This window comes from Caulobacter sp. NIBR1757 (assembly GCF_027912495.1).
In the GTDB taxonomy this organism is placed as follows: Bacteria; Pseudomonadota; Alphaproteobacteria; order Caulobacterales; family Caulobacteraceae; genus Caulobacter.
In genome coordinates, this window is sequence record NZ_CP115463.1 from 1,751,253 (window position 1) to 1,776,560 (window position 25,308).

Sequence of the window (25,308 nt, forward strand, 5' to 3'; positions counted from 1 at the left end):
TCGTATCCTTGATGGCAGACCTCATGATGCATTCTCGACGCCACGGCGCCGCCGTCCTCACGGGCCTGGCCCTGCTGATGGGATCGACGGCCCTGATGACGCCGGCGGCCGCCTTCGCCCAGTCGCAACAGGGCGTGGTGCAACGCATCGTCGTCATCGGCAATGAGCGGATCGAAGCCTCCACCATCGCCTCCTATCTCCCGATCCAGCCGGGTGAAGCGGTCGATTCGGCCCGAATCGACCTGGCGCTGAAGACCCTGTTCCGCACGGAGCTCTTCGCCGATGTGAAGATCGACCTGCAGGGCGGCGACCTGAACATTCGCGTCGTCGAAAACCCGATCATCAACAAGGTGGTCTTCGAGGGCAATTCCTCGGTCAAGGACGACAAGATCAAGGAAGAGCTGACCATCCGGCCGCGGGGCATCTTCACCCGCGCCAAGGTCCAGTCCGACGTCCAGCGCATCATCGAACTCTACCGCCGCTCGGGCCGCATCTCGGCGACCGTGACGCCCAAGGTGGTCGAGCTGCCGCAGAAGCGCGTCGACCTGATCTTTGAGATCAACGAAGGCCCCAAGAGCGGCGTCCTCGACGTCAACTTCCTGGGCAACGAGCAGTACTCGGACGGCGACCTCTCCGACGTGGTCGTGACCAAGGAGAGCGCCTGGTACAAATTCCTGTCGACCAACGACAACTACGATCCCGACCGGCTCGAGTACGACAAGGAACAGCTGCGCAAGCACTACCGTAACCGCGGCTACTACGACTTCCGCGTCGTCTCGGCCGTGGCCGAGCTGGCTCCGAACAAGAACGGCTTCGCCATCACCTACACGCTCGAAGAGGGCGTGAAGTACAAGTTCGGCAAGATCAGCGTCGAGACCGAGCTGAAGAAGCTGGACGGCACCGTGCTCGAACAGCTGCTGCCGATCCGCGCCGGCGAGCTCTATCAGGACGAGAAGATCGAGCAGGCGACCGACGCCCTGACCTTCGCGGCCGGCGCCGCCGGCTTCGCCTTCGTCGACGTCCGCCCGCGCTACGTGCCCAACCGCGAGACCAAGACCGTCGATGTGGTCTTCTCGGTCCGTGAAGGCCCGCGCGTCTACATCGACCGCATCGACATCGTCGGTAACAACCGCACCCTCGACGCCGTCATCCGCCGCGAAATGCTGGTGTCCGAAGGCGACGCCTACAACCGGGTCTACGTCGATCGCTCCAAGAGCCAGATTCGCGGCCTCGGCTACTTCAAGGAAGTCGATATCGAGGAAGTGCCGGGCACGGCGCCCGACCGCACCGGCCTGCGGGTCAAGGTGGAAGAGCAGCCCACCGGCGAACTGTCGTTCAGCGCCGGCTACAGCTCGGTCGACCAACTGATCATCGATCTGGGCATTTCCGAGCGGAACTTCCGCGGTCGCGGCCAGAACCTGCGCGCCCGCGTCTCGGTCGGCTCGCTGCGCCAGCAGGTGGACTTCTCGTTCACCGAGCCGCGCTTCCTCGGCCGCGACCTGCTGGCCGGTGTCGATCTCTACACCTACCGCTACGATTTCAGCCAACAGACGGCCTTCGACACCTCCTCGACCGGCATGAATCTGCGCGTCGGCTTCCCGCTGACCAGCAACGCCTCGATGGGCCTGCGCTACGTCCTGCGCAGCGACAACGTCGATGTCGCCGACTCGCTCTGCACGACCGGATCGGTTTCGACCAGCCTCTGCGCCCAGCGCGGGTCGCGGATCACCTCCTCGCTCGGCTACACCGTGCGTCTGGACCGCAGGAACGATCCGCAAAGGCCGACCCGCGGCTTCTATGTCGAACTGTCGCAGGATCTCGCCGGCATCGGCGGCGACGTGAACTATCTGCGCACCGAAACCAACGGCGGCTGGTACTACGGGTTCAACAAGGACTTCATCTTCAGCGCCACCGGCTCGGCCGGCTACACGGCCGGCTGGCGCGGCGACACGGTCCGCATCAACGACCGCTTCTACAAGGGCGGCAACACCTTCCGTGGCTTCGAAACGGCCGGTATCGGCCCGCGCGATACGGGCACGAACCGTGGCGACGCCCTGGGTGGCAAAATGTACGCCATCGGCACGGCCGAACTGACGGTTCCGACCTTCCTGCCCGAGCAGTATGGCATCAAGGCTTCGCTGTTCACCGATGTCGGCACCGTCGGCCTGCTGGATGACGTCGACCGCCAGACCACCCCCGGCGTCTTCAATGAGGACATCAGGGATGACCTGGGCTTGCGCGCCTCGGCCGGCCTGTCGATTCACTGGCGCTCGCCGATGGGCCCCATCCGTTTCGACTTCAGCCAAGTTTTGGCCAAAGAAGACTACGACAAGACCGAAACGTTCCGGTTCTCCACCTCCACAAGGTTCTGATCTCTCATGCACATCAAGTCCTTCGCGGCCCGCGCCGTCGGCGCGGTCGCCGTTCTGGCTTTCGCCAGCGCCGCCGTTGCCCAGACTGTCCCGCCCAAGCCGGCCGCCGCGCCGCCCAAGCCGGCCCAGCTGCCCGTCAACCACGCCGCCCCGATCCCCGGCTTCTGCATCTATGACGTCAACGCCGTGGTCGCCACCTCGACCGTCGGCAAGTACGTCGACACCCGGCTCGAGGCGATCGCCAAGGTGGTCGACACCGAACTGCAGACCGAGGAGGCGGCGATCAACAAGGAAGCCACCGCCCTGCAGACCGCCGCCCAGGCTCCGGGCGCCGACGAGGCCACCCTCCAGAAGCGCGCCGTCGATCTGAAGACCCGCGCCAAGGCCTGGGACACCAAGGCCGCCCTGCGCAAGCGCGAGTACCAGGCCACCGCCCAGAAGGCCGGCATGCGGATCCTGACCGAAGTCGATCCGATCGTCGTCCAGGTCTACCAGCAGAAGTCCTGCTCCATCCTGATCCGTCGTGAATCCGTGGCTCTGGGCAACCCCGCCATGGACATCACCCCGGCGGTGATCGCTGCCCTGAACACCAAGATCCAGCAGTTCCCGATCGATCGTGAGCGTCTGGACGGGCCGAAGCCGCCGCCGCCGATGCCCGCCAAGCCGACGAACTGAGGCGACTCGGGATACTCCTTGGCGTCGGGCGGTCCAGATGGGCCGGCCCGGCGCCAGGGGCCCCGTCTATTTCCCGGGGTCGTGCTCGAGGACAACATGCCCGATCCCCGATTTTTTGAGGCCCTCGGCCCTCTGTCCCTGAGCCGGCTCGCCGAGCTGACCGGCGCCCGGATCGTCTCCGGGCCAGGCGATCTGATGATCGACGAGGCAGCCCCCCTCAATCGTGCCGACAGTCGCGGCATCGCCTTCATCGCCGACAAGAAATTCCTCGCCGAGCTCAAGGCGACGGGCGCTGGCGCCTGCTTTCTGCCCGAGGCCCTGGCGGGCGAAACACCGGAGGGCTGCATCGCGCTTGTCGTCGGCCGGCCTCAGGCGGCCTGGGCCATCGCGTCCGGCGCCTTGCACCGACCGATCCGCCAGCCGGCGGGCAGCGAACTGATCGATCCCTCGGCCATCCTCGAGCAGGGCGTCACCCTGGCCCCTGGCGCGGTCATCGGCCCCGGCGTGCGCATCGGCGCCGAGACCAGCATCGGGGCCGGAGCGGTCATCGGGCCCGGGGTCTCCATCGGCCGCCGCTGCCGGATCGGCCCGCGCGCCGTGGTCGGGTTCGCCCTGCTGGGCGACGGGGTCGCCCTGCATGCCGGCGCGGTGATCGGCGAGGCCGGATTTGGCGCCACGCCCGGCCCCGACGGCATCATCGACATTCCCCAGCTGGGCCGCGTCATTCTGCAGGACAATGTGACGATCGGCGCCAATTCCTGCGTCGATCGCGGCGCCTGGGACGACACCGTCGTCGGCGAGAACACCAAAGTCGACAACCTCGTTCATATCGCCCACAACACCCGCGTCGGCCGCAACTGTGTGATGGCCGCCTATGTTGGTATTTCGGGCAGTGTCACCATCGGCGATGGCGCGACGTTCGCGGGCAGGGCCGGGGTGGCCGACCATGTGAATATCGGCGCCGGCTCCATTGTTGGCGCGGCGGCCGGGGTCATGCGAGATGTACCCCCCGGGGAGTTCTGGAGCGGCTATCCGGCCAAACCGGTGCGTGAGTGGTTGAAGGAGTCGGCGTGGTTGGCCCGGGCCGCGCGCCGCAAGGGGTAAGTCAGGTATGAGCACCAGCAAAGCGACGGGTGACGTCAGCGACATCGATATCACCGAAATCCTGGCGCGGATCCCGCACCGCTACCCCTTCCTGCTCGTCGATCGCTGTGAATCGTTCGTGCCGAACACCTCGATCGTCGGCATCAAGTGCGTGACCTACAACGAGCCCTTCTTCCAGGGTCACTTCCCGGGTCACCCGGTCATGCCCGGCGTGCTGATCGTCGAGGCCCTGGGCCAGACCGGCGCGATCATGATGTCCAAGTCGATGGATATCGATATCTCCAACATGGTCATCTACTTCATGACCATCGATGGCGTGCGGTTTCGCGCCCCGGTGCGGCCCGGCGATGTGCTGCATATGCATGTCGAGGTGACCAAGGTGCGCGGCGACATCTTCAAGTTCCGCGGCAAGGCGCTGGTCAACGGCAAGGTCTGCGCAGAGGCCGAGTTCGCGGCCATGAAGGCGCTGGCCGGCTGATGACCGCCGTCCATCCCACCGCCATCGTCGATTCCGCCGCGACCCTGGGCGAGGGCGTCGAGATCGGACCCTTCTGCATCGTCGGTCCGGACGTCACCCTCGGGGCCGGCTGCAAGCTGCACAGCCATGTCGTCCTCGAGGGCGTCACCACGCTCGGCGAAGGCTGCACCCTGCACCCGTTCGTCAATCTTGGCGGCCCGCCGCAGCATCTGGGCCACAAGGGCGAACCGACGCGGCTGGATGTCGGGGCGCGCAACATCTTCCGCGAAAACGTCTCCATCCACACCGGCACGGTCATGGGGAATGGCGTCACCCGGGTCGGCGACGACTGCCTGTTCATGGTCAGCGTTCACGTCGGCCATGACGCCGTGATCGGCAATCGCGTCACCCTGGCGCCCAGCGTCGCGGTCGGCGGCCATGCCGAGGTGGCGGATTTCGTCTTCCTCGGCGGCCTGGCGGCCGTCCACCAGTTCAGCCGCATCGGCCGCTCGGCCTTCATCGGCGGCGGCGGCATCGTCACCAAGGACGTCATCCCCTACGGCTCGGTCTGGGGCAATCACGCCCATCTCGAGGGGTTGAACCTGATCGGGCTGAAGCGCCGGGGCTTCGACCGGGAGCGGATCAGCGCCATGCGCGCCGCCTACCGCCTGCTGTTCGCCGACGAAGGCACCTTCCAGGAGCGGCTCGACGACGTGGCCGAGGGCTATTCGGACATTCCCGAGGTGGTCGAGATCCTCGATTTCATCCGCGTCGATGCCAATCGCCCCCTCTGCCTGCCCCGCCGCGAGACGTAAGGCCTTGAAGAAGCTGGGATTGATCGCCGGCGCCGGCGGCCTGCCGGCCGAGATCGCCGACCACTGCCGCAAGGCCGGACGGCCCTATTTCGTCATCCGGCTGAAGGGCATCGCCGACGACGCCACCCTTGGCCATCCGGGGGAGGCGGTCGGCCTCGCCGAGCTGGGCAAGACCTTCAAGGCCCTCAAGCGCGAGAAGTGCGAGGCGGTCTGCTTCGCCGGCCTCGTCCATCGGCCCGATTTCTCGGCCCTGAAGCCCGACATCCGTGGCATGGCCGCCCTGCCGGGGATCATCGCCGCCGCCCGCCACGGCGATGACGCCCTGCTGCGCCGGGTGCTGGAGGAGTTCTCCAGGGAGGGCTTCGTCATCGAGGGCGTGCATGAGGCGGTCGGAGCCATGACCCTGCCGCTCGGCCTGCTCGGCAAACATGCGCCCGCCGCCGAACACAAGGCGGACATCGAGCGCGCCCTGGAAGTGGCCAAGGCCATCGGCCAGCTCGACGTCGGCCAGGGCGCGGTGGTCTGCGACGGCCTGGTGCTGGCCGTGGAGGCTCAGGAAGGCACCGACGCCATGCTCCGCCGGGTTGCCGAACTGCCGGTCGCCCTGCGCGGTCAGCCGGGCGCCTTCAAGGGCGTCATCGCCAAGGCCCCCAAGCCGATCCAGGAACTGCGCGTCGACCTGCCGACCATCGGTGTCGCCACAATCCGCGGCGCCGCCAAGGCCGGGCTGGCCGGCGTGGTGGGCGAGGCGGGCCGCCTGCTGATCGTCGATCGCGAGGCCGTCATCGCCACCGCCGACGAGTTCGGCCTCTTCGTGCTCGGCGTCGAGCACAAAGCCCCGTGAGTCAGGTGCTCACCGTCATGCTGGTCGCCGCCGAGGCGTCCGGCGACTCGCTTGGCGCCGGCCTGGCCCGCGCCCTCAAGGCCCGCCTGGGCGACGGCGTCCGCTTCGTCGGCGTCGGCGGGGAGAAGATGGCCGAGCAGGGGGTGCAGAGCCCCTTCGACATCGCCCAGCTGTCGATCCTCGGCATCATCGAGGGCGTCCGGGCCCTGCCGATGGTCAAGCGCCGGGTGGCCGAGACCGCAGCCCTGGCGGCTCGCGAGAAGCCCGACATCGCCGTCCTGATCGACAGCTGGGGTTTCACCCTCCGCGTCGCCCATGCCCTGCGCAAGCTCGACCCCAAACTGCCGCTGGTGAAGTACGTCGGCCCGCAGGTCTGGGCCAGCCGCCCCGGCCGGGCCAGGACTCTGGCGAAGTCCGTCGATCACCTGCTCTCCATCCACGGCTTCGACGCCCCCTGGTTCGAGCGTGAGGGCCTGCCGGTCACGACCGTCGGCAACCCCACCCTGATCCGCGACTTCTCGACCGCCGACCCGGCCCGGCTGCGCGCCCACATCGGCGCGGGCGCCACCGACCCCATCCTGCTGGTCCTGCCCGGCAGCCGCCCGGCCGAGATCAAACACGTCTTTCCGCCCTTCGAGGACGCCATCCTGCGCCTCAAGGCCGAGCGGCCGAACCTCCAGATCGTGATGCCCCTGGCCGCCACCGTCGCAGGCATGGTCAAGGAACGCATCGCCGCCTGGCCCTTCCCGGTGCATGTGCTGGAGGACGCCACCCTGAAGGACGACGCCTTCGCCGCCGGCACGGTCGCCCTGGCCTGCAGCGGCACGGTGACAACGGAACTGGCCCTGGCCGGCTGTCCCATGGTCGTCGGCTATCGGCTCGGCCCGGTCAGCTACCGCCTGGTCATGCTGGTCTTCAAATCCCCCTGGGTGACGATGTTCAACATCGCCGCCCAGGACATGGTCGCCCCCGAACTGCTGCAGACCGACTGCAACGGCCCGATGCTGGCCTCGGCCATCGCCGACCGGCTGGACAGCGAAGAGATGCGCCGCATTCAGATCGAAGCCCAGTTTCAGGCCGTTGCGAAGATGGGCCGCCCGCAGGTCGACCCCGCCGAACTGGCCGCCGATGCTGTCCTGAAAGTGCTCGCCGACCGCGCCGGATGAATATGTCTAGACATATTCATCGCCGTTTTGGCCTCGCCATCGGTCCGTGACGCGCGATTTGCTCACCCGTAGGCGCCGGCCCATCACAAGGCGCCAACATTCACCGCCTTGATGTCAACGCGGCGCCGACGCGGGCGCCTACATTCCCAGCCCCGTCGCCAACATCGTTGTCACATGATTTCAAGGGGTTGGCGGCGAATCGGGCCTTTGCCGCCCTGACGCCGTGGTATACTGGCCGCCGCTTCGATCAGCCGCCCAGCCGCTTGTACATCAGGCAGGTCGGCTCCAGCGGCCCGGCGCTCGACCGGGCATAGTCCGGAATGACCCCTGCCGCCGTATAGCCCAGCCGCTCGTACAGCCGCTGCGCCGGATTGCCCGCCACCGTGTCCAGCACCACCAGCGTCTTGCCCAGCCGTGCCGCCTCGACCTCCGCCGCCAGGGTCAGCGCCGCCCCGATCCCCGCGCCTCTCGCCGAGGGCCGCGTCATCAGTTTCACGAGGTCGATACGATGTTGCTGATTGCCCGGCATGCCGACAACGATCTGAACCGTCCCGACCAGGGTCTCACCCTCCCAGGCGCCCCACATCAGCCGGTCGCCGCTTTCCAGCGCCGGTCCGATCTTGCGCCAGAAGTCCGTGGCTTCGTCCAAAGACAAAGGGGCCAGGAACCCGACACTGGCTCCCAGCCCCACAGTCTCGATCAGGATCTCGCTCAGCGCCGGTACGAGGGCCGGCAGGGCGTCCGGCGTGATGGGCGCGATCCGCACCACGCCGGCTGGCCCCTAGCGCTTGTCGATGGGCGCGTAGTCGCGCTGCGTCGCCCCGGTGTAGAGCTGGCGCGGACGGCCGATCTTACGCGCCGGATCCTCGAACATTTCCTTCCACTGGCTGATCCAGCCGACGGTGCGGGCCAGGGCGAACAGCACGGTGAACATCTTCGACGGGAAGCCCATCGCCCGCAGGGTGATGCCCGAATAGAAGTCGATGTTCGGGTACAGCTTGCGCTCGATGAAGTAGGGGTCGGAGAGGGCGATCTTCTCCAGTTCCATGGCCACTTCCAGCAGCGGGTCGTTGATGCCCAGCTCGCCGAGCACCTCGTGGCAGGTCTTCTGCATCGCGGTCGCCCGCGGGTCGAAGTTCTTGTACACGCGGTGACCGAAGCCCATCAGCTTGTACTTGCGGGCCTTCACCCCCTCGATGAACTCGGGGATCTTGTCGACCGTCCCGATCTCCTCGAGCATTTCCAGGGCTTCCTGGTTGGCGCCGCCATGGCTGGGGCCCCAGAGGCAGGCGATGCCGGCAGCGATGCAGGCGAACGGATGCGCGCCCGACGACCCGGCCAGGCGGACGGTCGAGGTCGAGGCGTTCTGCTCGTGATCGGCGTGCAGGATGAAGATGCGGTCCATGGCCCGGGTCAGGATCGGGTTCGGCACCCAGTCCTCGGCCGGCACGGCGAAGCACATGCGCAGGAAATTCTCCGAGTAGGAGAGGTTGTTGCGCGGCGACACGAAGGGCTGGCCCATGTGGTACTTGAAGGCGCGGGCCGCGATGGTCGGCATCTTGGCGATCAGGCGATGGGCGCTGATCTCCCGCTCGCGCGGATCATCGACGTTGATGCTGTCGGCGTAGAAGGCCGACAGGGCGCCGACCGCGCCGGTCATGATCGCCATCGGATGGGCGTCGCGGCGGAAGCCCTCGAAGAAGCGGTCGAACTGGGCGTGCAACATCGTGTGGTAGGTGATGTTGTGATCGAACGTCTCGAACTCGGCGGCGTTCGGCAGCTCGCCGTGCAGCAGCAGGTAGCAGACCTCCAAGAAGCTGGACTTCTCGACCAGCTGGTCGATCGGATAGCCCCGGTGCAGCAGGATGCCGGCATCACCGTCGATGAAGGTGATCTTGCTTTCGCAGCTGGCCGTCGAGGTGAAGCCGGGGTCGAAGGTGAACAGGTCGGAGTCGGCGTAGAACTTCCGCACGTCCATCACGTCGGGGCCGGTGGTCCCCTTGAGGATCGGCAGGTCGAAGCTCTGGTCGCCGATGGTCAGCGTCGCCTTGTCAGCCATTCGGCGAGGTCCTTTCAATAGGGTCGGTAAACGTTCGTTCGGCTCGCCTTATAGCGTCTCATTTGGCGGGTGAAAGCGCATCCTCGATACGGCCGGGACTCTCGAGCTTGCCGGGCACGCCGAGCGTCACGCCCATATCGGGGGAGGGGGCGGTGCCGTTGAGGAGACCGCGCGGGGGCGGGCCGATCCTGCCCAGGGCCACGCCCCCGGATTTGGCAAAGGCCTTGAGCGTTCCTGCGGGCGCCTCGGGCGACCGGGCGTCCTGGTCGAGGGGCAGGTCGGTGAGGCGGCTCACGCCTGAGGCGGCCTCTTCGATCAGCAACGGGGTCGCTGATTTGTAAACAAAAACAGACTGTTGAGTGAGCAGTTCGAGGGTCTGCCAAGCTGGCGCCGGACCTGTGTCGCCGGGGTCGATGAGACCTTGCATGGCGTTGGCGGAGGCCGTGATGCGCGGTCCACTGCGGTGCAAGGCACGGCCGTCGAAGACCTCGCCGACCGGGCCGGCCTGGCGGCCGCTGTCGGCGACCTGCACGGAGCAGGTGTCGATGGGGTTCGCTTGGCCCGGTAGCGCCGCGGGGCGGCCCTGTTCACATCCGCGACATCAGGGAGTTGAACAACGCTGGCCTTGCCCCTCCAATGTGAAGTGAGCCGGTAGGCGAAAGGGCGGGCCGCGTGACAACGGGGGCAGTGGAGGGCATCGGATCGGCGGCCGCTCAATTGCGCGGCCGCCTGACCGCATGGATTCGGGGCGGTCCGACTCCGTTGGAAGAGGTTGTCGCCCAGCGGGCCCGCTGGCGGCTATGGACTCCGGTGATGTTCGGTCTGGGCGCGGCCGGGTACATGGGCCTGAAGACCGAACCGGCCCTTTGGGCGGCGGTGTTGCTGGGGCTGGCGGCCATTGCGGCGGCTTGGACGACCCACCGGCTTACGCGCGGCGGCGGCTGGTTCCTGGTCGTCGGTCTGGCGGCCCTGATCGTTCTCGGCGGCGTCGCCGGCAAGCTGCGGACCGAACTGGTCCGGGCCCCGGTGGCGCCGACCTTCGACAAGCCGGTCATTGTCGAGGGCTGGGTGCTGGATGTGGCCAGCCCGGGCTCCAGCGGCGGCCGCCTGCTGATCGCCCCGACCCGGATCGAAGGGCTGGAGCGGGACCAGCTGCCCTATCGCGTGCGGCTCACGGTCGACCAGGGCGCGGTGGTCGGGCCGGGCCAGGCGGTGCGCCTGCGCGCCGGCCTTGGCCCGCCGCCGCCGCCCTCCAGCCCCGGCTCCTACGACTTCGCCCGCGACGCCTGGTTCGACCGGGTCGGCGGCGTCGGCTTCTCGGTGTCCCAGCCGCAGGTCGTGGCCTTGGCCGAGCCGCCGATGGCCCTGCGCTGGGCCATGGCGGTCAACGCCATGCGCTGGAGCCTGGCGCGGCGCATTGTCGATCAGATGGGCGTGCGGTCCGGCGGCCTGGGCGCCGCCATGGTCACCGGCCACGAAGCCTGGATCACCCGCGAGCAGACCGACGCCATGCGGGCCTCCGGCCTGGCCCACATCATCTCCATCTCGGGTCTGCACATGGCCATCGTCGGCGGCTTCGCCTTCGCCCTGGCGAGGCTGCTGATCGCCGCCATCCCATGGCTGGCCCTGCGTATCGACGGCAAGAAGACCGCCGCCCTGCTCGGCATGGCGGCCGTCGGCACCTATCTGGTGCTCTCCGGCGCGCCGTCGCCGGCGGTGCGGGCGGCCATCACGGCGGGCGTGGCGTTTCTCGCCATCCTCTTCGACCGCCGGGCGATCAGTCTCGACGCCCTGGCCGTGGCGGCCATGGTCATCCTGATTCTCTACCCGGAAGCGGCCACCGAGCCGGGCTTCCAGATGAGCTTCGCGGCCACGGCGGCCCTGGTCGCCCTGGTCGAGGCCATCCCGCAGCCGGTCCGGGAAATTTCCACGCCCTGGTGGATCCGCTGGCCGCAGGCGGTCGGGGTGTGGATCTTCGCCAGCATCGCCATGAGCCTGGTCGCCGGCCTGGCCACCGGCCCGTTCGCCATGCACCATTTCAACCGCGTCGCCTCCTATGGCCTGGTCGCCAACCTGCTGGTCGCGCCGATCTCCAGCTTCGTGATGATGCCCTTCCTCGCCGTCGGGGCGGCGCTGGAGCCCCTGGGATTGGGCGGTCCCTTCCTGGCCGTGGCCGGCTGGTCCATCGACCTCATGCTGGCCATCGCCGGCCAGACGGCCCAGACGCCGGGCGCCCAGGTCACCGTCGCCAGCGGCCCGGCCTGGACCCTGCCGGTGGCCTTCCTCGGCATCCTGATTCTCTGCCTGTGGCGCGGCCGTCTGCGTTGGCTGGGCCTGCCCCTAGCTTTGACGGTGGCCCTGTGGCCGCGTCCGACGCCGCCGGACCTCTGGATTTCTTCGGACGGCTCGGCCTTGGCCGTCCGCCGGGGCGAAGGGGCCATCGCGGCGCGGCCGGAAAGCCGGCGGTTCGCGCTGGAGGTCTGGTCACGCCGACGGGGGCTGACCCTCGACGACGCTGCCTCGCCGCAGCTGTTCGACTGCAACCGCCGTCGGTGCCTGGGCGAGATCGCCCACTGGAACCAGCGCCGGGTTCCGGACGAAAAAACCCTGGCCGAGCTGTGCCGGGCCAGGGTTGTCGTGTTCCGGTCGGAGGCTCCGCAAGGCTGCCGGTCCGACCTGATCCTCAGCGCCGCCGACTTCAGGGCCGGCGGCTCCGCCGAACTCTACCGCGAGGGGCAGAGCTGGCGGATCGTCTGGGCCCAGCCCCTGAGGGGGCAAAGGCCCTGGACCATCAGTGATACCGGCGGATGAGGCCGACCAGCTTGCCCTGCACGGCCACCTGGTCGGGGCCGTAGATCTGGGTCTGGTACTTGGGGTTGGCGGCCTCGAGGGCGATCGAGGCCCCCTTGCGGCGCAGACGCTTGAGGGTGGCGGTCTCGCCCTCGACCAGGGCGACAACGATTTCGCCGCTGGTGGCCTGGTCGGTGCGGCGGATGACGACGTAGTCGCCATCGAGGATGCCGGCCTCGATCATCGAGTCGCCGTCGACCTCCAGGACATAGTGCTCGCCGGCTCCCAGCATGGCCTCGGGCACCTGCAAGGTGGAGCGTTCGTGCTGGATAGCGTCGATCGGCACGCCGGCGGCGATGCGGCCGAGCACCGACAGCTCGCGCACGTCGTTGGCCGGCTCGGGGGCGCTCATGGCGGCGCGGGAGCCCTCGACGACCTGCGGCTTGAAGGTCTGGCGGCCGCCGGCCGGGGCGGACGTCGTCGCCTGTTGCGGCAGCTTGACCACTTCCAGGGCCCGGGCCCGGTGGGCCAGGCGGCGCAGGAAGCCGCGCTCTTCCAGGGCGGTGATCAGCCGGTGGATGCCCGACTTGGACGCCAGGTCGAGGGCGTCCTTCATCTCGTCGAAAGACGGCGAGACGCCGGATTCCTTGATGCGTTCGTGGATGAACATGAGCAGTTCGTGCTGCTTGCGGGTCAGCATGGGCGGGCTCTCCAGGCGCGATTCACGGGAACAAATCGCAAACGATGCGGATGTTCTCTAGGTGTTCTTTCTTGCTGTCAAGTTAACCGCGTTGGTCGCTCGACAGAGGAACCGGCAGAATTTTGCGCCGTTGACCTGATCTCAGCAGCAGCCGCGTGACCCATGTTCAACCAGCTCAATCCCTGCCTGCCCGTGACCGTCGAAGGAAAGGGCAAGGGCTATGCCTTCGCTGTCATCGACTATGGCCAGGAGCATCACCTGATCTGGGTGGTTGCGCTGGATGACACCGGCGAAATCTGGTCGGCGCCGAACCCAAAGGTGCGGATGACCGCCAACTGGACGATGGGGCGCAAGCCGGCGCCTGCCAATGAGGTGACCAGTCTGCGGCCGGCGGCGGTCGCGGGTTAGGAAATTTTCTGCCGGCCTAGGCGGCCTCGACGTCTGGCGGACCCGCGGGTCTTCGGCTTAGGCTGATCGGATGTCACTCCTGCAGGCTCAGTTGGCGATCTGTGCTCGCTTCGGCGTGGAGCACTTCCCGACCTTGCCGTCAGCGAAGGTCGGGATCGCGCAGGATGCGCTCGATGGCGGTTGGCCCGTGAACGCTCTGCGTCATTCACCGGAAGGCGAAGCCAGCGGCTGGTACATATGGGCTGGCGAAGACCTGTCTCAGCCGCCCAACTACTTTGCGCCGTTCCACGCAAGCCACTTGGGAGTCCTTTGCCCAACGGTCGTGCCCTACCTAGGCTTGCCGCCCGGATGGCGCATCCTGATAGCGGAGGGGCATGATGACGTCTGGTTCGATGCGGCTTTGCTCGACCCCGGCGCCTGACCCCGACCGCGCAATTTCGCCCCGCCGTCAGGCCAGCAGAGCCCGGGTCGCGGCGGTGACGTCGGCCTGACGCATCAGGCTCTCGCCGACCAGCATGGCGCGGGCTCCGGCAGCGGCCATGCGGGCAACGTCGGCGGGGGTGAAGATGCCGCTTTCGGTGACCAGCAGGACGTCGGCCGGGAGGTCCGCCGCCAGGCGTTCCGTGACGGCGAGATCGACGACGAAGCTGCGCAGGTCGCGGTTGTTGACGCCGAGCAGGGTGGCGCCAAGGCTCAAGGCCCGGTCGCGTTCGGCCTCGTCATGGACCTCGACCAGGGCGTCCATGCCGTGGCGCGTGGCCTCGGCCATCAGGTCGGCGGCCAGGGCGTCGTCGATCATGGCCATGATGACCAAGATGGCGTCGGCGCCGAGCGCGCGGCTTTCAGCGACCTGCCAGGGATCGACCAGGAAGTCCTTGCGGATGCAGGGGAGAGCGACTTGGGCGCGGGCGGCGACCAGGTAGCTGTCATCGCCCTGGAAGCTGGGGCCATCGGTCAGCACCGACAGGCAGGCGGCGCCGCCGGCCTCGTAGGCGCGGGCGAGGGCCGGCGGATCGAAGTCGGCGCGGATCAGGCCTTTGGAGGGCGAGGCCTTCTTGATCTCGGCGATGAGGGCGAGGCGGTCGCCGGACTTGGCTTCCAGCGCCTTGCGGAAACCGCGCGGGGCGGAGGCGCCGCTGGCATCGACAGTCGGGCGCGCCGCCTTGCGGGCGGCGATGTCCTCGCGCTTGTAGCCGGCGATTTTCGCGAGGATGTCGGTCATCAGCTGTGGGTGGCGGCGATGAGGCCGGCCAGCGCCGCTTTGGCCCGGCCGTCGTCGATGACGGCGGCGGCCAGCTCGACCCCGTCGCGCAGGGTCTCGACCTTGTCGCCGATCAGGAAGGCGGCGGCGGCGTTGAGCAGCACCACGTCGCGGTAGGCGCCCCTTTCACCGTCGAGCAGGCGGGTCAGGGCGGCGGCGTTCACCTCCGGCGTGCCGCCGGTCAGCTCGTCGAGGCTGTGCTTCTGCAGGCCGACGGCGTCGGGGGTGATGTTGAAGTTGCGGACCCCGCCGTCGCGCCATTCGCAGACCATGGTCGGGCCGGTGACGGTCATCTCGTCCATGCCCGAACCGTGGACGGTCCAGGCCCGTTCGGCGCCCAGCGCGCCCAGCACCCGGGCCAGCGGCTCCAGCAGGCGCGGGTCATAGACGCCGAGCACCTGGCGTTTGGCGCCGGCGGGATTGGAAAGCGGGCCCAACAGGTTGAAAATGGTGCGGAAACCGAGCTCTGCCCGAACCGGCAGCACGTGGCGCATGGCGCCGTGGTGGGCCGGGGCGAACAGGAAGCAGATGCCCGCTTCGTCGAGCGCCTTGCGCTGCTGCTCGAGGCCGGCGTCGATCTTGACCCCGAGGGCGGCCAGCACGTCCGAGGAGCCGGACTTGGAGGAGAGGGCGCGGGTGCCGTGCTTGGCGATCTTCAGGCCGCCGCCGGCCGCCACCAGGGCGCTGGCGGTGGAGATGTTGAAGGTGTGCAGCCCGTCGCCGCCGGTGCCGCAGGTGTCGACCACGTCATAGGGGTGGTCGAGGGTGACGGCGGCGCGGCGCATGGCCCGGGCGCAGGCTGTCAGCTCGCCCACCGTCTCGCCACGCAGGCGGATGGCGGTGACGGCGGCGGCGATCTGGGCCGGGGTCGGCTCGCCGCGAAGACAGGCGGCGAAGAACTCTTCGGCGTCGAATTCAGACAGGGTCTGACCATCCGCCAGGCGGGCGAGGAGGGGCTTGAAGGCGTCCGACATGTTCTAGACCACGGCTGTCCTGGGCACATTGGCCAGGTCGAGGAAGTTGCCGAGCAGCTGGTGGCCGCAGGTCGTCAGGATCGATTCCGGATGGAACTGCACGCCGTGCACCGGCCGGGTCTTGTGGGCCAGGCCCATGATCTCGCCGTCCTCGGTCCAGGCGGTGACTTCGAGCTCGGTCGGCAGGGTGGCGCGGTCGACGGCCAGGCTGTGGTAGCGGGTGGCGGTGAAGGGGCTGGGCAAGTCCTTGAAGACACTGGCCCCCTCATGGAGGATCGGGCTGGTCTTGCCGTGCATGATGGCCTTGGCGCGGATAACGTCGCCACCATAGGCCTCGCCCATGGCCTGGTGGCCCAGGCAGACGCCGAAGATCGGCATGTCGTCGGGGGCGCCGCGCAGCAGGGGCAGGCAGATGCCGGCCTGGGCGGGAGCCTTGGGACCGGGCGACAGCAGGATGGCGGCCGGCTTGAGACCCAGGGCCTCCTGCACGGTCAGCGCGTCGTTGCGCCGGACAAGCGTCTGGGCCCCCAGCTCGTTCAGGTAGTGAACGAGGTTGTAGGTGAAGCTGTCGTAGTTATCGATCACCAGGATCATGGGACCGCTTCTAGCGAGGATGTTCGGCGAGGGGAACGGGGTTCAGCGCTCGGCGGCCTTGCGGCGGTCGATGGCGAAGTCGCCCTCGCCGTGCACGCCGAGGCTGGCGTAGCGGCCCTGTTCCGCCTTGTGGATGAACTGCTCGGCGACAATCCAGGCCTTCAGCGGCCGGAGCACGGCCATGCAACCGCCGATCAGGGCCGGAAAGACCAGCAGAATCTGCAGCCAGATCGGCGGCGAGGCGACCACCGCCCACCAGGCCCAGACGGAAATGACCAGGATGCCGACCGCGGTCATCGCGAAAAAGGCCGGACCATCGGCCGGATCGGCGAAGCCGTAGTCCAGGCCGCAGGCCTCGCAGGACGGAGCCAGGGTCAAGAAGCCGGCAAACAGATGTCCTTCGCCGCAGCGGGGACAGCGACACCGCAGACCGGTCTGCAGGGAGGTGGGAAGGGTCATCGGGCGCTCCATACAATACGGACTTGAATCCATACAATGTGTAGATATTGTATGGCAAAATGGCCAAGGCAACAATCCTGGGGGCAGGCGACATCCGTCGCTGGACCCACCACATCGCTCCGGGCGGGCCGCGTTACCGCGCTATTCTCGACGGTCTGGTCGAGGCGATCCGACAGGGGGACCTGCATCCCGGCGAGCGGTTGCCGCCGCAGCGGGCCCTGGCGGCGGAACTGGGCGTCGATCTGACCACCGTAACGCGCGCGTTCACCGAGGCGCGCAAGCGCGGGCTGATCGAGGGCGCGGTGGGGCGTGGCACCTTCGTACAGGCCACGGCGGCGGAGCTGGATGTGGCGCGGGTCGATCTGTCGATGAACCTGCCGCCCCCGCCCGAGGGGCTTTCGCTTGGCGAGGAGATGGCGCGCACGGCCCAGGCCATCCTGGGGCGGGCGGACATCGGCGCCTTGATGACCTACCAGGCAGGGGCCGGCGGCCGGGCGCAAAGGCTGGCCGGGGTCGAATGGCTGGCGCCTGTGTTGGGCTCTGCGTCGGTCGACCGGCTGCTGGTGGCGGGTGGAGCGCAGGCGGCGCTGGCCGCCACCCTGAGCGTGATCTGCCGGCCGGGCGATGTGGTTCTGGCCGAACCCCTGACCTATCCGGGACTGAAGGGCGTGGCGGCGCAGTTAAGATTGCGGTTGGTCGCCTGTCCGATGGATGAGGGCGGGCCGTCGGCCGATGGACTGGCGGCGCTGAGCCGGGCGGTGGGGGCGAAGGCGCTGTACCTGGTGCCGAGCCTGAACAACCCGACGACCCTGACCCTGAGCGAGGGGCGGCGGCGGGCGTTGGCGCGGGCGGCGCGGCTGTCTGACCTGTGGATCATCGAGGACGACCCCTACAGCCGGCTGCTGGACGACCCGCCACCGGCCATTGCGGCCCTTGGGCCGGACCGCACGATCTATCTGGCCACCCTGTCGAAAACACTGACACCGGGGCTGCGGATCGCCTTCGTTGCGGCGCCCGATGTACTGGTCGAGCCGATCACGGCCGCGTTGCGGGCGCTGACGCTGATGACGGCGCCGCTGATGGCCAGCGTGGCGACCCAGTGGATTCGCGAGGGCCGGGCCGAGGCCCTGTTGGCCAGCGTGCGGTCCGAGGCGCGGGCGCGGCGGGCCCTGGCGCGGGCGCGGCTGCCGCTGGCATTGGGCGGGCCCGACAGCCTGCACGTCTGGGTCCCGTTGGCGGACGCGGGTCAGGCGCGGCGGCTGGAGGCGGTGCTGCAGGCGGGCGGAGTATCGGTGGTCGGAAGCGACGCCTTTGCCATTTCAGAGGCGGCGGGCGCGGGCCTGCGACTGTCGCTGGGCGGGCCGATGAAGCGCTCTGTGCTTGACGAAGGGCTCGCTACGGTCGCCCGGCTGCTGGGGGCAGGCTTGCCTGCGTCGTGATGCAGGACGAACATCTCCGAATGAGCGATTCCGCCCTTCCTGTTCCTCCCACCGTCATCGAGGCTGAGGCCATCGCCTATGTGCGCGGTCTGCTGAAGCCACCGTTACCCAGAGACCAGACCTGGTCGGCGATCGGGGCGGGGGCGATGCTGGCCGTGGCCTCGCTGGCGCTGGCCTTCGCCATGCTGACGGCGCCGGCGCCGGGTAGCCCGGGACCGAAGGCGCGGGTGGAGATGCCATCGGGGTAATCCCTCTCCCGCTTGTCGGGAGAAGGAATCCGCAGAGTCAGTGCGCCTTCGCCGGCTTTTCCTGGCGGTACTTGGCCGCTTCGGCCGGGGTGATGTCCATGAAGCCGGGGACCACCGCATTGTAGGCCGTCTCGTTGCGGGTGCGGGCGACGACCTCGCGGTGGCCTTCCCAGATCATGTGCAGGGCGACGTAGAGGACGATGGCCAGGCCGACGTAGCCGATCCAGCGGTGCTTGTGCAGCAGCTTGGCGATCCAGGTGGCGGCGACGCCCATCAGGGCGATGCTGAGCAACAGGCCGAAGACCATGATGGCCGGGTGCTCGCGGGCAGCGCCGGCCACGGCCAGGACGTTGTCCAGGCTCATCGAGACGTCGGCGATGAGGATCTGGATGAAGGCGGCCTTGAAGGACTTGGCCGGTTTGACGTTCGGCACGGTATTGGGATCGTTGTCGAGCGCGGCCTGGGCCTGTTCCTCGCCATCGGAGGCGGTGTCGCGCATCTCGCGCCACATCTTCCAGCAGACCCAGAGGAGCAGAACGCCACCGGCCAGCAGCAGGCCGATGATGGCCAGCAGTTGCACGGTGAGCAGGGCGAAGCCGATGCGCAGGACCACGGCGGCGATCAGGCCGTAGAAGATCGCCTTCTTGCGCTGTTCCTGCGGCAGGCCGCCGGCGGCCAGGCCGACGGCGACGGCGTTGTCGCCGGCGAGGACCAGGTCGATCATCAGGACCTGCAGAAGGGCGGCGCCGGCGGCGGCCGGATCGGTCCCGAGGACGGTCTGTATAAGGCTGTCGAACATGGGCCCTCAATGCGTCAGCCGCCGGTCCCTTGCAAGGACCGACGGCTGTCGTTCTTCACCTCGGCCGACGCAAGGTCAGGCGTGTTCCGGCTCGCGGGCCGGGGCCGGATCGCTGTGGAAGGTCATCGGCGGGTTGCTGAACGGGTTGGCGACCGGATGATGATCGTGGGCATGGTCGTCGGCGTGGTGGTGGTGGTCCTCATGCGCCGGTTCGGCGTGAGCGGCCTCGGCATGTCCGTCGTGCGCCGCATCGGCCGGCGCGGCATGGGCTTCATGACCATGGGCGTCATGACCGTGAGCGTCATGGGCATGAGCGTCTTCGGCGTGAGCCTCCGGAGCGTGGGCCTCATGGCCATGGTTGTCGACGGCCTGGGTGTCGTGGTGGTCGTCATGATGGCCGAAGGTCATGGCCGCGGTGGCTCCGGCGGCGGCGCCCCCGGCGGCGGCCAGCATCGGATTGACCGCGTGGTGGTCCTTGTCCGGCGTGGCTTCCGGCTCGACGCGGCCGTAGTCGGTCATGGTGCGGAACTTGCGGCGGCGCTCGTCGCGGGCCCGGCGACCGGATCCGGCGCGGGCCATGGCCAGCAGGATCAGGGCGAGGACGAAGACGATGATGCCGGCGGTGGTGGCCCCCGGCGGGATCACCGTGTCGCCGATGCGGATCGGCTTGATGCCGGGGATGGCCAGCTTGTCGAGGTTGAAGCCCAGCTTCTTGGCCTGGGATTCGCCCGTTTCGACGGCGTTGGCGACGACCTGTTCGAGGGTGGCGATCGAGAAGGTCCTGGCCGGACCCTTCTGGCCCTTGAGGGCGCCGTCGACGGTGGCCTTCAGTGGGGTCTTCTCGCCATCGCCCGGCTTGACCCGCCAGTTGAAGGTGGCGGCCTCGCCCTTCTTGAGGGCCTGGGTCTGGGCGGCGTTCGGGGTGATCGTGTAGCCCTCGCCGGTCAGGGTGGCGGAGACTTCCGACTTCCTGGCGGCCTTGGTCAGGCCCAGCTTGCCGGCTTCCTTCTGGATGACGTCGAGCAGGGTGACGGGCAGCGACAGGGTGACCTTGGACTCCTCACCCTTGGCAAGGGTGTCGGGCACGGTCAGGGTGGCGCCCTTGATGGCTTCGGCGCTGACCGCCGTCGACAGGGCGGCCATCTTCGGATCGACGGCCGGAGCCTTGGCGACGGGCGGCAGGGCGACCGGCTTGGCGGCCGGAGCGGGCGCGGCCTTGGCGACGACGGGCGGGGTCACCTTGACCGGCGCGGGCGCCGGCTTGACCACCGGCTTGGGCGCGGGCGTGGGGGCCTTTGCAACGGGCTTGGGCGCGACGACGGCCTTCGGCGGCGCCGGCTTGGCGACCACGACCTTGGGCGGCGGGGCCTTGGCGGCCGGGGCGGCGGCCACGCGAGGCGCGGCTTTCGGCTTCGGCTTGGGCTTCCAGACGGTCCAGCCGCGGCTGGGGCCGGACTTGGGACCCGGCGCATAGCGCTTGCCGTAGATGCGGCGGCGCTCGGCGGGGCTCATGTCCTCGGGGTTGGCGATGGGGTCGTTGTGGACGACCCAGATGCCCTGGGCGTTGCGGTAGGAGCGCAGGGCCGTGCCCGGCGCCTTGCCGCCCCTGGGCTGGGCCTGGGCGTAATCGCCGGCGCCGGGCAGGGGCTTGTACTTCAGGTGGTCGTACTTGTTGCCGTAGATCCGGCGGCGCTCTTCGAGCGGCAGGTTCTCGGGGTTGGGGATGGCGGACATGCCGCGAGCCGCGGGACCGCCGGCCAGGCCGTCGGCCGGAGGCGGAGCCGCGGGCTTGCCTCCCATGAGTTCGCCTGTCGGGCGACTTTCCTCATAGGCCGAAGGCCCCGGACCGCCGTAGCCGTCGTCGGGAGCGCTGCCGCCACAGCCGGTCAGGCCGAGCAACGCCACACACGAAACAGCGTAAGCCGCTGAAATCAAATACTTGTTCGCCACCGGAACCCCCGAACCCATCGCGATATGTCTCCGACGATAATTCGCTCGCCGGCAACGGAAGCCGGAGGAAATCACGCCTTGAGGTGAAGTCAAAAGGGAAAATTCAGATTTTGGTAACCTCTTCCCTCTGAGCGCGAATACGGCTGCACTCATAGAGAGCGATAGCCGCGGCGTTTGACACATTTATGCTCTCGAACCCGCCGGGCATGGGGATTTTAGCCAGCACATCACAATGTTCGGCGACCAGTCGTCGCAGGCCCTCGCCCTCCGAGCCCATGACGATGACCGTCGGGGAGCCGTCGAGGGCTTCCTCGAGCGTCTGGGTGGCCTCTCCGGCCAGGCCGACGATGCGCCAGCCCATCTCGCCGAGGGTCTCCAGCGCCCGCGAGAGATTGACCGCCGAGGCATGGGGGATCTTGTCCACCGCGCCGACGGCGGCCTTGGCCAGGGCCCCGGCCAAGGCCGGGGCGTTGCGATCCTGCAGGATGACGCCCTTGGCCCCGAAGGCGGCGGCGCTGCGGAAGATGGCGCCGACGTTCTGCGGGTCGGTGACCTGGTCCAGCATGACCAGCATGCCGGAGGCCGGATCGCCGATCTTCTCTATAGAGAGCGGCAGCAGGGGGTCGGGCTTCATGGCCACGCCGTTGTGCACGGCGCCGGGGGGCAGGGCGCGGTCGATGTCCCGGGGCTCGACGATCTCGACCTCGAGTCGGCCGAAGCGGGCGTTCAGCTGTTTGGCGCGGTCTGCGGTGGCGATGATCCGGCGCGGTTTGCCCCGGGCGGGATTCGCCAAAGCGGCCTCGATCGCATGCACGCCCCACAGCCAATCCTTGCCGTCGGGACCGCTTGGGCGGCCTGAACCCCTTGTGTGGCTTGGCTTTTCGACCTTTTGCGGGTTTCCGCGAAAGGGTTGTTTCCGGTCGTTGCGTTCCCGAGATGAGGACACTATAAGACGCGCTCCTTTTGGGGCCCTGGTTCTTCCCGTTACGACGGAAGGGGCCGCGCCGCCAAGGAAATGCCTGCATGCGCGTTGGGGGAATGTCCCGAGCGGCAAAGGGGGCGGACTGTAAATCCGCTGCGAAAGCTTCGAAGGTTCGAGTCCTTCTTCCCCCACCACGCGCATGCCAGGCATTCCTTCGCGACGAAGCGGGTTTCATGGATGACGATCGGGAGAGTTACGGCGTCCCTGCCAGAACGCGGGTATAGTACAATGGTAGTACAGCAGCCTTCCAAGCTGAATACCCGGGTTCGATTCCCGGTACCCGCTCCAGCTCCCACCTCAATTCAAACCGCCGCCGGCACGAAGGTATAGAGACCATGGCCAAGGAAAAGTTCGAACGTAACAAGCCGCATTGCAACATCGGCACCATCGGTCACGTTGACCATGGCAAGACGACGCTGACGGCCGCGATCACCATGGTGCTGGCCAAGACCAGCGGCGGTGTTGCGAAATCCTACGCCGACATCGACGCGGCGCCGGAAGAAAAGGCCCGCGGCATCACCATCAACACCGCGCACGTGGAATACGAGACGGCCAACCGTCACTACGCCCACGTCGACTGCCCCGGCCACGCCGACTATGTGAAGAACATGATCACCGGCGCCGCCCAGATGGACGGCGCGATCCTGGTCGTCTCGGCCGCCGACGGCCCGATGCCCCAGACCCGCGAGCACATCCTGCTGGCCCGTCAGGTCGGCGTTCCGGCCCTGGTCGTGTTCATGAACAAGGTCGACATGGTCGACGACGAAGAGCTGCTCGAGCTGGTCGAGATGGAAGTTCGCGAACTTCTGTCGTCCTACCAGTTCCCGGGCGACGACATCCCGATCACCAAGGGTTCGGCCCTGGCCGCCGTCGAAGGCAAGACCCCGGCGATCGGCGAGGAAGCCATCCTGAAGCTGATGCAGTCGGTCGACGACTACATCCCGCAACCGGCCCGTCCGCTGGACCTGCCCTTCCTGATGCCGGTCGAAGACGTGTTCTCGATCTCGGGCCGCGGCACCGTGGTCACCGGCCGCGTCGAAAAGGGCATCGTCAAGGTCGGTGAGGAAGTCGAGATCGTCGGCATCCGTCCGGTCCAGAAGACGACCTGCACCGGCGTCGAAATGTTCCGCAAGCTGCTCGACCAAGGGCAAGCGGGCGACAACGTCGGCGTTCTGCTGCGCGGCACCAAGCGTGAAGACGTCGAGCGTGGCCAGGTTCTCTGCAAGCCCGGCTCGATCACCCCGCACACCAAGTTTGTGGCCGAAGCCTACATCCTGACCAAGGAAGAAGGCGGCCGTCACACCCCGTTCTTCACCAACTACCGTCCGCAGTTCTACTTCCGCACGACGGACGTGACCGGGATCATCAAGCTGCGCGAAGGCGTGGAAATGATCATGCCGGGCGACAACGCCGAGCTGGACGTCGAGCTGATCACCCCGATCGCCATGGACCAGGGCCTGCGCTTCGCCATCCGCGAAGGCGGCCGCACCGTCGGCGCCGGCGTCGTGTCGAAGATCGTCGAGTAATCTCTCTCAGCCTCGGCTGACAGAAGCGAAGGGCCCGGTGGGAACACCGGGCCCTTTTGCTGTGCGGCGCGGGGCGCGACCTCCTCCCAATTCGGGAAGGGAGGTCAGAGCCAGGCGTTGCGGACGGCGGGTGCTGACGAGCGGGCGACGGGGACTTCGAGGCCGTTCGAGAGGATCAACGTCAGGCGTCGATCCTCGCTGCGGTGCCCGGCCACCGCCCTCGCCGCCACCCACCAGCTGCGGTGGACCGGCAGGCCGGGGAGGGCGTCGAGTTCCGCCACCGCGTCGCGCATCCGCATGAGGATGAGGTCCGAGCCAAGCGTCGTATGGGCGCGGACGTAGTGGTCCTCCATCTGCAGGCAGAGCAGGTCGGTTCCCAGGCGTGCGGGCAGGCGGGCGAGGAAGCGTGGCGGGGCGATGGTTTGCGGTTCCTGCGGCGCCGGCGGCTTCGCCGGTTCGAAACGTGACCGCCAGCCGACGTAGGCGCCGACGGTCGGCATGGCGACGAGGAGCACCTGGAAGTAGGTCAACAGGAAGTCGCGCCCCTCGATCCGGTGGATGAAGACGCTGGTGGCCCAGATCGAGACGGCCGTCATAGGCAGGCTGGCCAAGGCTACGCCGACCGGCACGGTGAACCAGGCCGAGAGGCCCCAGCGACGGCCCTGAGCCATGACCAGCGCCGTCCCGACGGGATAGAGCAGCGTCCCGACCCAGAACATCAGCACCCAGTCGGCGATGCGATTGACGGCAGGCGCGGCGACGAAGGTGCCGAAGGCGCCGACCGCGCCCAGGAACACGCCCGCCGCCGTGGCATAGGCCAGGCGGCGTGCCCACGCGGTGGGGTTGGCCAAGGCTTCCTTGAGAGAGGCGTCACTCATGGCTTTAGTCATACCGCCATTTGGCGCTTCGGGAATGGGAGGGGCGCGCATCTCACGAAAGCCACGTCGCCGTTGGCGCAGAGGCGCTGGCGGGCAGGCCAGCGGATCGGCGAGGGATCGGCCATCGATCTTCAACGGAGCCGCTCATGCGCTACGCCCTCACCGCCGGTCTGTTCCTGCTGGAAGACCTGCTTTCGACCGTCTTCTTCATGGTGCTGATCAGCGTCACCCACGACCTGACCCTGGCCACGGTCGCCGCCATCGTCATCGGCGTCGCGCAGGTCACGCTGTGCTGGATCCGCAAGAAGCCGGTCGACGCCATGCAGTGGCTGAGCCTGGGCCTGGTCGTCGTGATGGGCGGCGCCAGCCTGCTGACCCACGATCCACGCTTCGTGATGGTCAAGCCGACCGTGATCCTGACCGCCGTCGGGGTGGTGATGCTGAAGAAAGGCTGGATGAACCGCTACCTGCCCGAGGTGGTGACCAGCCATGCGCCGGAATTGGGCATGACTTTCGGCTACCTATGGGCCGGGATGATGTTCGCCACGGCGGGCCTCAACCTGGTCGTCGCCTTCGGGACCGACCCGCGAACCTGGGCGCTGGTGATGAGCACCGTGCCGCTCGCCAGTAAGATCGCCCTGTTTGCCATCCAGTTCGCGACCATGCGAATCCTGGTCGGCAGAAAGGTCCGCGCTGCCCGGTTGATGGAATCGACGCTGGCTTAACGGCCTCTTCGTCACCCCTCGGGTAGAGCATCTGGCACACCCCTTGCGGGAAATCGGTCAGAAGGACTGAGAGGGTTTCGTTT

27 protein-coding genes and 2 tRNA genes are annotated in these 25,308 nt (G+C 68.1%); 16 read left to right on the forward strand and 13 right to left on the reverse strand.

The genetic code is table 11. The features are described from left to right. Positions 1 to 11: 11 nt before the first annotated feature. The 7 genes from bamA (at position 12) to lpxB (ending at position 7,433) form a co-directional block, all read left to right on the forward strand. Positions 12 to 2,372: an outer membrane protein assembly factor BamA gene (bamA, locus tag O5I81_RS08455; protein WP_271068505.1), complete on the forward strand. Its 2,361-nt coding sequence runs from the start codon at positions 12 to 14 to the stop codon at positions 2,370 to 2,372. A gap of 6 nt (positions 2,373 to 2,378) precedes the next feature. Then, on the forward strand, positions 2,379 to 3,047 hold the full coding sequence (locus tag O5I81_RS08460; RefSeq protein ID WP_271068506.1) for an OmpH family outer membrane protein: 669 nt from the start codon (positions 2,379 to 2,381) through the stop codon (positions 3,045 to 3,047). 96 nt (positions 3,048 to 3,143) lie between these two features. Beyond that, entirely contained in the window at positions 3,144 to 4,151 is a 1,008-nt protein-coding gene (gene lpxD / locus O5I81_RS08465) for a UDP-3-O-(3-hydroxymyristoyl)glucosamine N-acyltransferase (protein WP_271068507.1), read from the forward strand. Positions 4,152 to 4,158: 7 nt separating this feature from the next. Next, on the forward strand, positions 4,159 to 4,629 hold the full coding sequence (fabZ, locus tag O5I81_RS08470) for a 3-hydroxyacyl-ACP dehydratase FabZ (RefSeq protein ID WP_271068508.1): 471 nt from the start codon (positions 4,159 to 4,161) through the stop codon (positions 4,627 to 4,629). Then, complete coding sequence (lpxA, locus tag O5I81_RS08475; RefSeq protein ID WP_271068509.1) at positions 4,629 to 5,423, forward strand: acyl-ACP--UDP-N-acetylglucosamine O-acyltransferase; 795 nt, start codon at positions 4,629 to 4,631, stop codon at positions 5,421 to 5,423. Before fabZ ends, lpxA begins: the two co-directional genes overlap by 1 nt. Positions 5,424 to 5,427: 4 nt before the next feature. Then, positions 5,428 to 6,267 carry a UDP-2,3-diacylglucosamine diphosphatase LpxI gene (lpxI, locus tag O5I81_RS08480; RefSeq protein ID WP_271068510.1) on the forward strand — a complete coding sequence of 280 codons (840 nt, stop codon included), beginning with the start codon at positions 5,428 to 5,430 and terminating at the stop codon, positions 6,265 to 6,267. Beyond that, positions 6,264 to 7,433, forward strand: coding sequence for a lipid-A-disaccharide synthase (lpxB, locus tag O5I81_RS08485; RefSeq protein WP_271068511.1), 1,170 nt, complete (start codon positions 6,264 to 6,266; stop codon positions 7,431 to 7,433). The genes lpxI and lpxB overlap by 4 nt, the downstream gene beginning before the upstream one ends. Before the next feature lie 247 nt (positions 7,434 to 7,680). Here lpxB and O5I81_RS08490 read toward each other — a convergent pair whose 3' ends face one another. The 4 genes from O5I81_RS08490 to O5I81_RS08505 are packed head-to-tail and all read right to left on the reverse strand — an operon-like array spanning position 7,681 to position 10,190. After that, on the reverse strand, positions 7,681 to 8,199 hold the full coding sequence (locus tag O5I81_RS08490; protein WP_271068512.1) for a GNAT family N-acetyltransferase: 519 nt from the start codon (positions 8,197 to 8,199) through the stop codon (positions 7,681 to 7,683). Positions 8,200 to 8,214: 15 nt separating this feature from the next. Further along, positions 8,215 to 9,492, reverse strand: coding sequence for a citrate synthase (gene gltA, locus O5I81_RS08495; RefSeq protein ID WP_271068513.1), 1,278 nt, complete (start codon positions 9,490 to 9,492; stop codon positions 8,215 to 8,217). Positions 9,493 to 9,550: 58 nt separating this feature from the next. Then, positions 9,551 to 10,024, reverse strand: coding sequence for a hypothetical protein (locus tag O5I81_RS08500; RefSeq protein WP_271068514.1), 474 nt, complete (start codon positions 10,022 to 10,024; stop codon positions 9,551 to 9,553). Positions 10,025 to 10,079: 55 nt separating this feature from the next. Beyond that, complete coding sequence (locus O5I81_RS08505) at positions 10,080 to 10,190, reverse strand: glutamate--tRNA ligase family protein (RefSeq protein ID WP_271068515.1); 111 nt, start codon at positions 10,188 to 10,190, stop codon at positions 10,080 to 10,082. Positions 10,191 to 10,254: 64 nt separating this feature from the next. Between O5I81_RS08505 and O5I81_RS08510 the strand changes: the two genes are divergently transcribed. Beyond that, positions 10,255 to 12,303 carry a ComEC/Rec2 family competence protein gene (locus tag O5I81_RS08510; protein WP_348637285.1) on the forward strand — a complete coding sequence of 683 codons (2,049 nt, stop codon included), beginning with the start codon at positions 10,255 to 10,257 and terminating at the stop codon, positions 12,301 to 12,303. Here the strand turns inward: O5I81_RS08510 and lexA are convergent. Continuing rightward, positions 12,284 to 12,982, reverse strand: a complete 699-nt coding sequence (gene lexA, locus O5I81_RS08515; protein ID WP_271068516.1) for a transcriptional repressor LexA — start codon at positions 12,980 to 12,982, stop codon at positions 12,284 to 12,286. The genes O5I81_RS08510 and lexA overlap by 20 nt on opposite strands. 162 nt (positions 12,983 to 13,144) lie before the next feature. Between lexA and O5I81_RS08520 the strand changes: the two genes are divergently transcribed. Then, positions 13,145 to 13,390 carry a hypothetical protein gene (locus O5I81_RS08520; RefSeq protein ID WP_271068517.1) on the forward strand — a complete coding sequence of 82 codons (246 nt, stop codon included), beginning with the start codon at positions 13,145 to 13,147 and terminating at the stop codon, positions 13,388 to 13,390. Between the two features lie 70 nt (positions 13,391 to 13,460). Continuing rightward, positions 13,461 to 13,811: a hypothetical protein gene (locus O5I81_RS08525; protein WP_271068518.1), complete on the forward strand. Its 351-nt coding sequence runs from the start codon at positions 13,461 to 13,463 to the stop codon at positions 13,809 to 13,811. Between the two features lie 27 nt (positions 13,812 to 13,838). Here the strand turns inward: O5I81_RS08525 and trpC are convergent, their stop codons facing one another. From trpC to O5I81_RS08545, 4 genes are read right to left on the reverse strand one after another with little or no spacing between them, the layout of a single operon-like run. Then, a complete protein-coding gene (trpC, locus tag O5I81_RS08530) occupies positions 13,839 to 14,612 on the reverse strand; it encodes an indole-3-glycerol phosphate synthase TrpC (protein WP_271068519.1) in 774 nt (257 codons plus the stop codon). Further along, positions 14,612 to 15,625 carry an anthranilate phosphoribosyltransferase gene (gene trpD / locus O5I81_RS08535; protein ID WP_271068520.1) on the reverse strand — a complete coding sequence of 338 codons (1,014 nt, stop codon included), beginning with the start codon at positions 15,623 to 15,625 and terminating at the stop codon, positions 14,612 to 14,614. Before trpD ends, trpC begins: the two co-directional genes overlap by 1 nt. A 3-nt stretch (positions 15,626 to 15,628) precedes the next feature. Beyond that, positions 15,629 to 16,219, reverse strand: a complete 591-nt coding sequence (locus O5I81_RS08540; protein ID WP_271068521.1) for an aminodeoxychorismate/anthranilate synthase component II — start codon at positions 16,217 to 16,219, stop codon at positions 15,629 to 15,631. A gap of 42 nt (positions 16,220 to 16,261) precedes the next feature. Then, positions 16,262 to 16,678 carry a DUF983 domain-containing protein gene (locus O5I81_RS08545; protein WP_271068522.1) on the reverse strand — a complete coding sequence of 139 codons (417 nt, stop codon included), beginning with the start codon at positions 16,676 to 16,678 and terminating at the stop codon, positions 16,262 to 16,264. Positions 16,679 to 16,737: 59 nt separating this feature from the next. Here O5I81_RS08545 and O5I81_RS08550 point away from each other — a divergent pair, with 59 nt between their 5' ends. Together O5I81_RS08550 and O5I81_RS08555 are read left to right on the forward strand one after the other, a co-directional pair. Then, positions 16,738 to 18,117: a PLP-dependent aminotransferase family protein gene (locus tag O5I81_RS08550; RefSeq protein WP_271068523.1), complete on the forward strand. Its 1,380-nt coding sequence runs from the start codon at positions 16,738 to 16,740 to the stop codon at positions 18,115 to 18,117. 20 nt (positions 18,118 to 18,137) lie between these two features. Then, complete coding sequence (locus tag O5I81_RS08555) at positions 18,138 to 18,365, forward strand: hypothetical protein (RefSeq protein WP_271068524.1); 228 nt, start codon at positions 18,138 to 18,140, stop codon at positions 18,363 to 18,365. 37 nt (positions 18,366 to 18,402) lie between these two features. Here O5I81_RS08555 and O5I81_RS08560 read toward each other — a convergent pair whose 3' ends face one another. The 3 genes from O5I81_RS08560 to rlmB all read right to left on the reverse strand — a co-directional run bounded on the left by O5I81_RS08560 (position 18,403) and on the right by rlmB (position 22,060). Further along, on the reverse strand, positions 18,403 to 19,164 hold the full coding sequence (locus O5I81_RS08560; protein ID WP_271068525.1) for a TerC family protein: 762 nt from the start codon (positions 19,162 to 19,164) through the stop codon (positions 18,403 to 18,405). A 75-nt stretch (positions 19,165 to 19,239) separates the two neighbouring features. Next, a complete protein-coding gene (locus O5I81_RS08565) occupies positions 19,240 to 20,964 on the reverse strand; it encodes a hypothetical protein (protein ID WP_271068526.1) in 1,725 nt (574 codons plus the stop codon). Between the two features lie 253 nt (positions 20,965 to 21,217). Then, positions 21,218 to 22,060: a 23S rRNA (guanosine(2251)-2'-O)-methyltransferase RlmB gene (gene rlmB, locus O5I81_RS08570; protein ID WP_271068527.1), complete on the reverse strand. Its 843-nt coding sequence runs from the start codon at positions 22,058 to 22,060 to the stop codon at positions 21,218 to 21,220. Positions 22,061 to 22,146: 86 nt separating this feature from the next. Between rlmB and O5I81_RS08575 the strand changes: the two genes are divergently transcribed. The 3 genes from O5I81_RS08575 (at position 22,147) to tuf (ending at position 23,622) form a co-directional block, all read left to right on the forward strand. Then, a tRNA-Tyr gene (locus O5I81_RS08575) sits at positions 22,147 to 22,230 on the forward strand. A gap of 80 nt (positions 22,231 to 22,310) precedes the next feature. Beyond that, positions 22,311 to 22,384: transfer RNA gene (locus tag O5I81_RS08580), tRNA-Gly, on the forward strand. A gap of 47 nt (positions 22,385 to 22,431) precedes the next feature. Then, positions 22,432 to 23,622 (forward strand): elongation factor Tu, encoded by a 1,191-nt coding sequence (gene tuf, locus O5I81_RS08585; RefSeq protein ID WP_271067896.1) that lies wholly within the window; start codon positions 22,432 to 22,434, stop codon positions 23,620 to 23,622. Positions 23,623 to 23,726: 104 nt separating this feature from the next. Here tuf and O5I81_RS08590 read toward each other — a convergent pair whose 3' ends face one another. Continuing rightward, positions 23,727 to 24,500, reverse strand: coding sequence for a LytTR family DNA-binding domain-containing protein (locus tag O5I81_RS08590; RefSeq protein WP_271068528.1), 774 nt, complete (start codon positions 24,498 to 24,500; stop codon positions 23,727 to 23,729). A 146-nt stretch (positions 24,501 to 24,646) separates the two neighbouring features. On the opposite strand from O5I81_RS08590, the gene O5I81_RS08595 reads away from it, so the two are divergent. Continuing rightward, entirely contained in the window at positions 24,647 to 25,225 is a 579-nt protein-coding gene (locus O5I81_RS08595) for a septation protein IspZ (protein WP_271068529.1), read from the forward strand. The last annotated feature ends 83 nt before the right edge of the window (positions 25,226 to 25,308 follow it).

What these genes read in the sequence shown, in the direction of transcription:
- bamA (WP_271068505.1), top strand. Translation starts at nt 12, where the DNA reads ATGGCAGACCTCATGATGCATTCTCGACGCCACGGCGCCGCCGTCCTC.
- O5I81_RS08460 (WP_271068506.1), top strand. Translation starts at nt 2,379, where the DNA reads ATGCACATCAAGTCCTTCGCGGCCCGCGCCGTCGGCGCGGTCGCCGTT.
- lpxD (WP_271068507.1), top strand. Translation starts at nt 3,144, where the DNA reads ATGCCCGATCCCCGATTTTTTGAGGCCCTCGGCCCTCTGTCCCTGAGC.
- fabZ (WP_271068508.1), top strand. Translation starts at nt 4,159, where the DNA reads ATGAGCACCAGCAAAGCGACGGGTGACGTCAGCGACATCGATATCACC.
- lpxA (WP_271068509.1), top strand. Translation starts at nt 4,629, where the DNA reads ATGACCGCCGTCCATCCCACCGCCATCGTCGATTCCGCCGCGACCCTG.
- gltA (WP_271068513.1), bottom strand. Translation starts at nt 9,492, where the DNA reads ATGGCTGACAAGGCGACGCTGACCATCGGCGACCAGAGCTTCGACCTG.
- O5I81_RS08505 (WP_271068515.1), bottom strand. Translation starts at nt 10,190, where the DNA reads ATGCCCTCCACTGCCCCCGTTGTCACGCGGCCCGCCCTTTCGCCTACC.
- lexA (WP_271068516.1), bottom strand. Translation starts at nt 12,982, where the DNA reads ATGCTGACCCGCAAGCAGCACGAACTGCTCATGTTCATCCACGAACGC.
- O5I81_RS08520 (WP_271068517.1), top strand. Translation starts at nt 13,145, where the DNA reads ATGTTCAACCAGCTCAATCCCTGCCTGCCCGTGACCGTCGAAGGAAAG.
- O5I81_RS08525 (WP_271068518.1), top strand. Translation starts at nt 13,461, where the DNA reads ATGTCACTCCTGCAGGCTCAGTTGGCGATCTGTGCTCGCTTCGGCGTG.
- trpC (WP_271068519.1), bottom strand. Translation starts at nt 14,612, where the DNA reads ATGACCGACATCCTCGCGAAAATCGCCGGCTACAAGCGCGAGGACATC.
- trpD (WP_271068520.1), bottom strand. Translation starts at nt 15,625, where the DNA reads ATGTCGGACGCCTTCAAGCCCCTCCTCGCCCGCCTGGCGGATGGTCAG.
- O5I81_RS08540 (WP_271068521.1), bottom strand. Translation starts at nt 16,219, where the DNA reads ATGATCCTGGTGATCGATAACTACGACAGCTTCACCTACAACCTCGTT.
- O5I81_RS08545 (WP_271068522.1), bottom strand. Translation starts at nt 16,678, where the DNA reads ATGACCCTTCCCACCTCCCTGCAGACCGGTCTGCGGTGTCGCTGTCCC.
- O5I81_RS08550 (WP_271068523.1), top strand. Translation starts at nt 16,738, where the DNA reads ATGGCCAAGGCAACAATCCTGGGGGCAGGCGACATCCGTCGCTGGACC.
- O5I81_RS08555 (WP_271068524.1), top strand. Translation starts at nt 18,138, where the DNA reads ATGAGCGATTCCGCCCTTCCTGTTCCTCCCACCGTCATCGAGGCTGAG.
- O5I81_RS08560 (WP_271068525.1), bottom strand. Translation starts at nt 19,164, where the DNA reads ATGTTCGACAGCCTTATACAGACCGTCCTCGGGACCGATCCGGCCGCC.
- O5I81_RS08565 (WP_271068526.1), bottom strand. Translation starts at nt 20,964, where the DNA reads ATGGGAGGCAAGCCCGCGGCTCCGCCTCCGGCCGACGGCCTGGCCGGC.
- tuf (WP_271067896.1), top strand. Translation starts at nt 22,432, where the DNA reads ATGGCCAAGGAAAAGTTCGAACGTAACAAGCCGCATTGCAACATCGGC.
- O5I81_RS08590 (WP_271068528.1), bottom strand. Translation starts at nt 24,500, where the DNA reads ATGAGTGACGCCTCTCTCAAGGAAGCCTTGGCCAACCCCACCGCGTGG.
- O5I81_RS08595 (WP_271068529.1), top strand. Translation starts at nt 24,647, where the DNA reads ATGCGCTACGCCCTCACCGCCGGTCTGTTCCTGCTGGAAGACCTGCTT.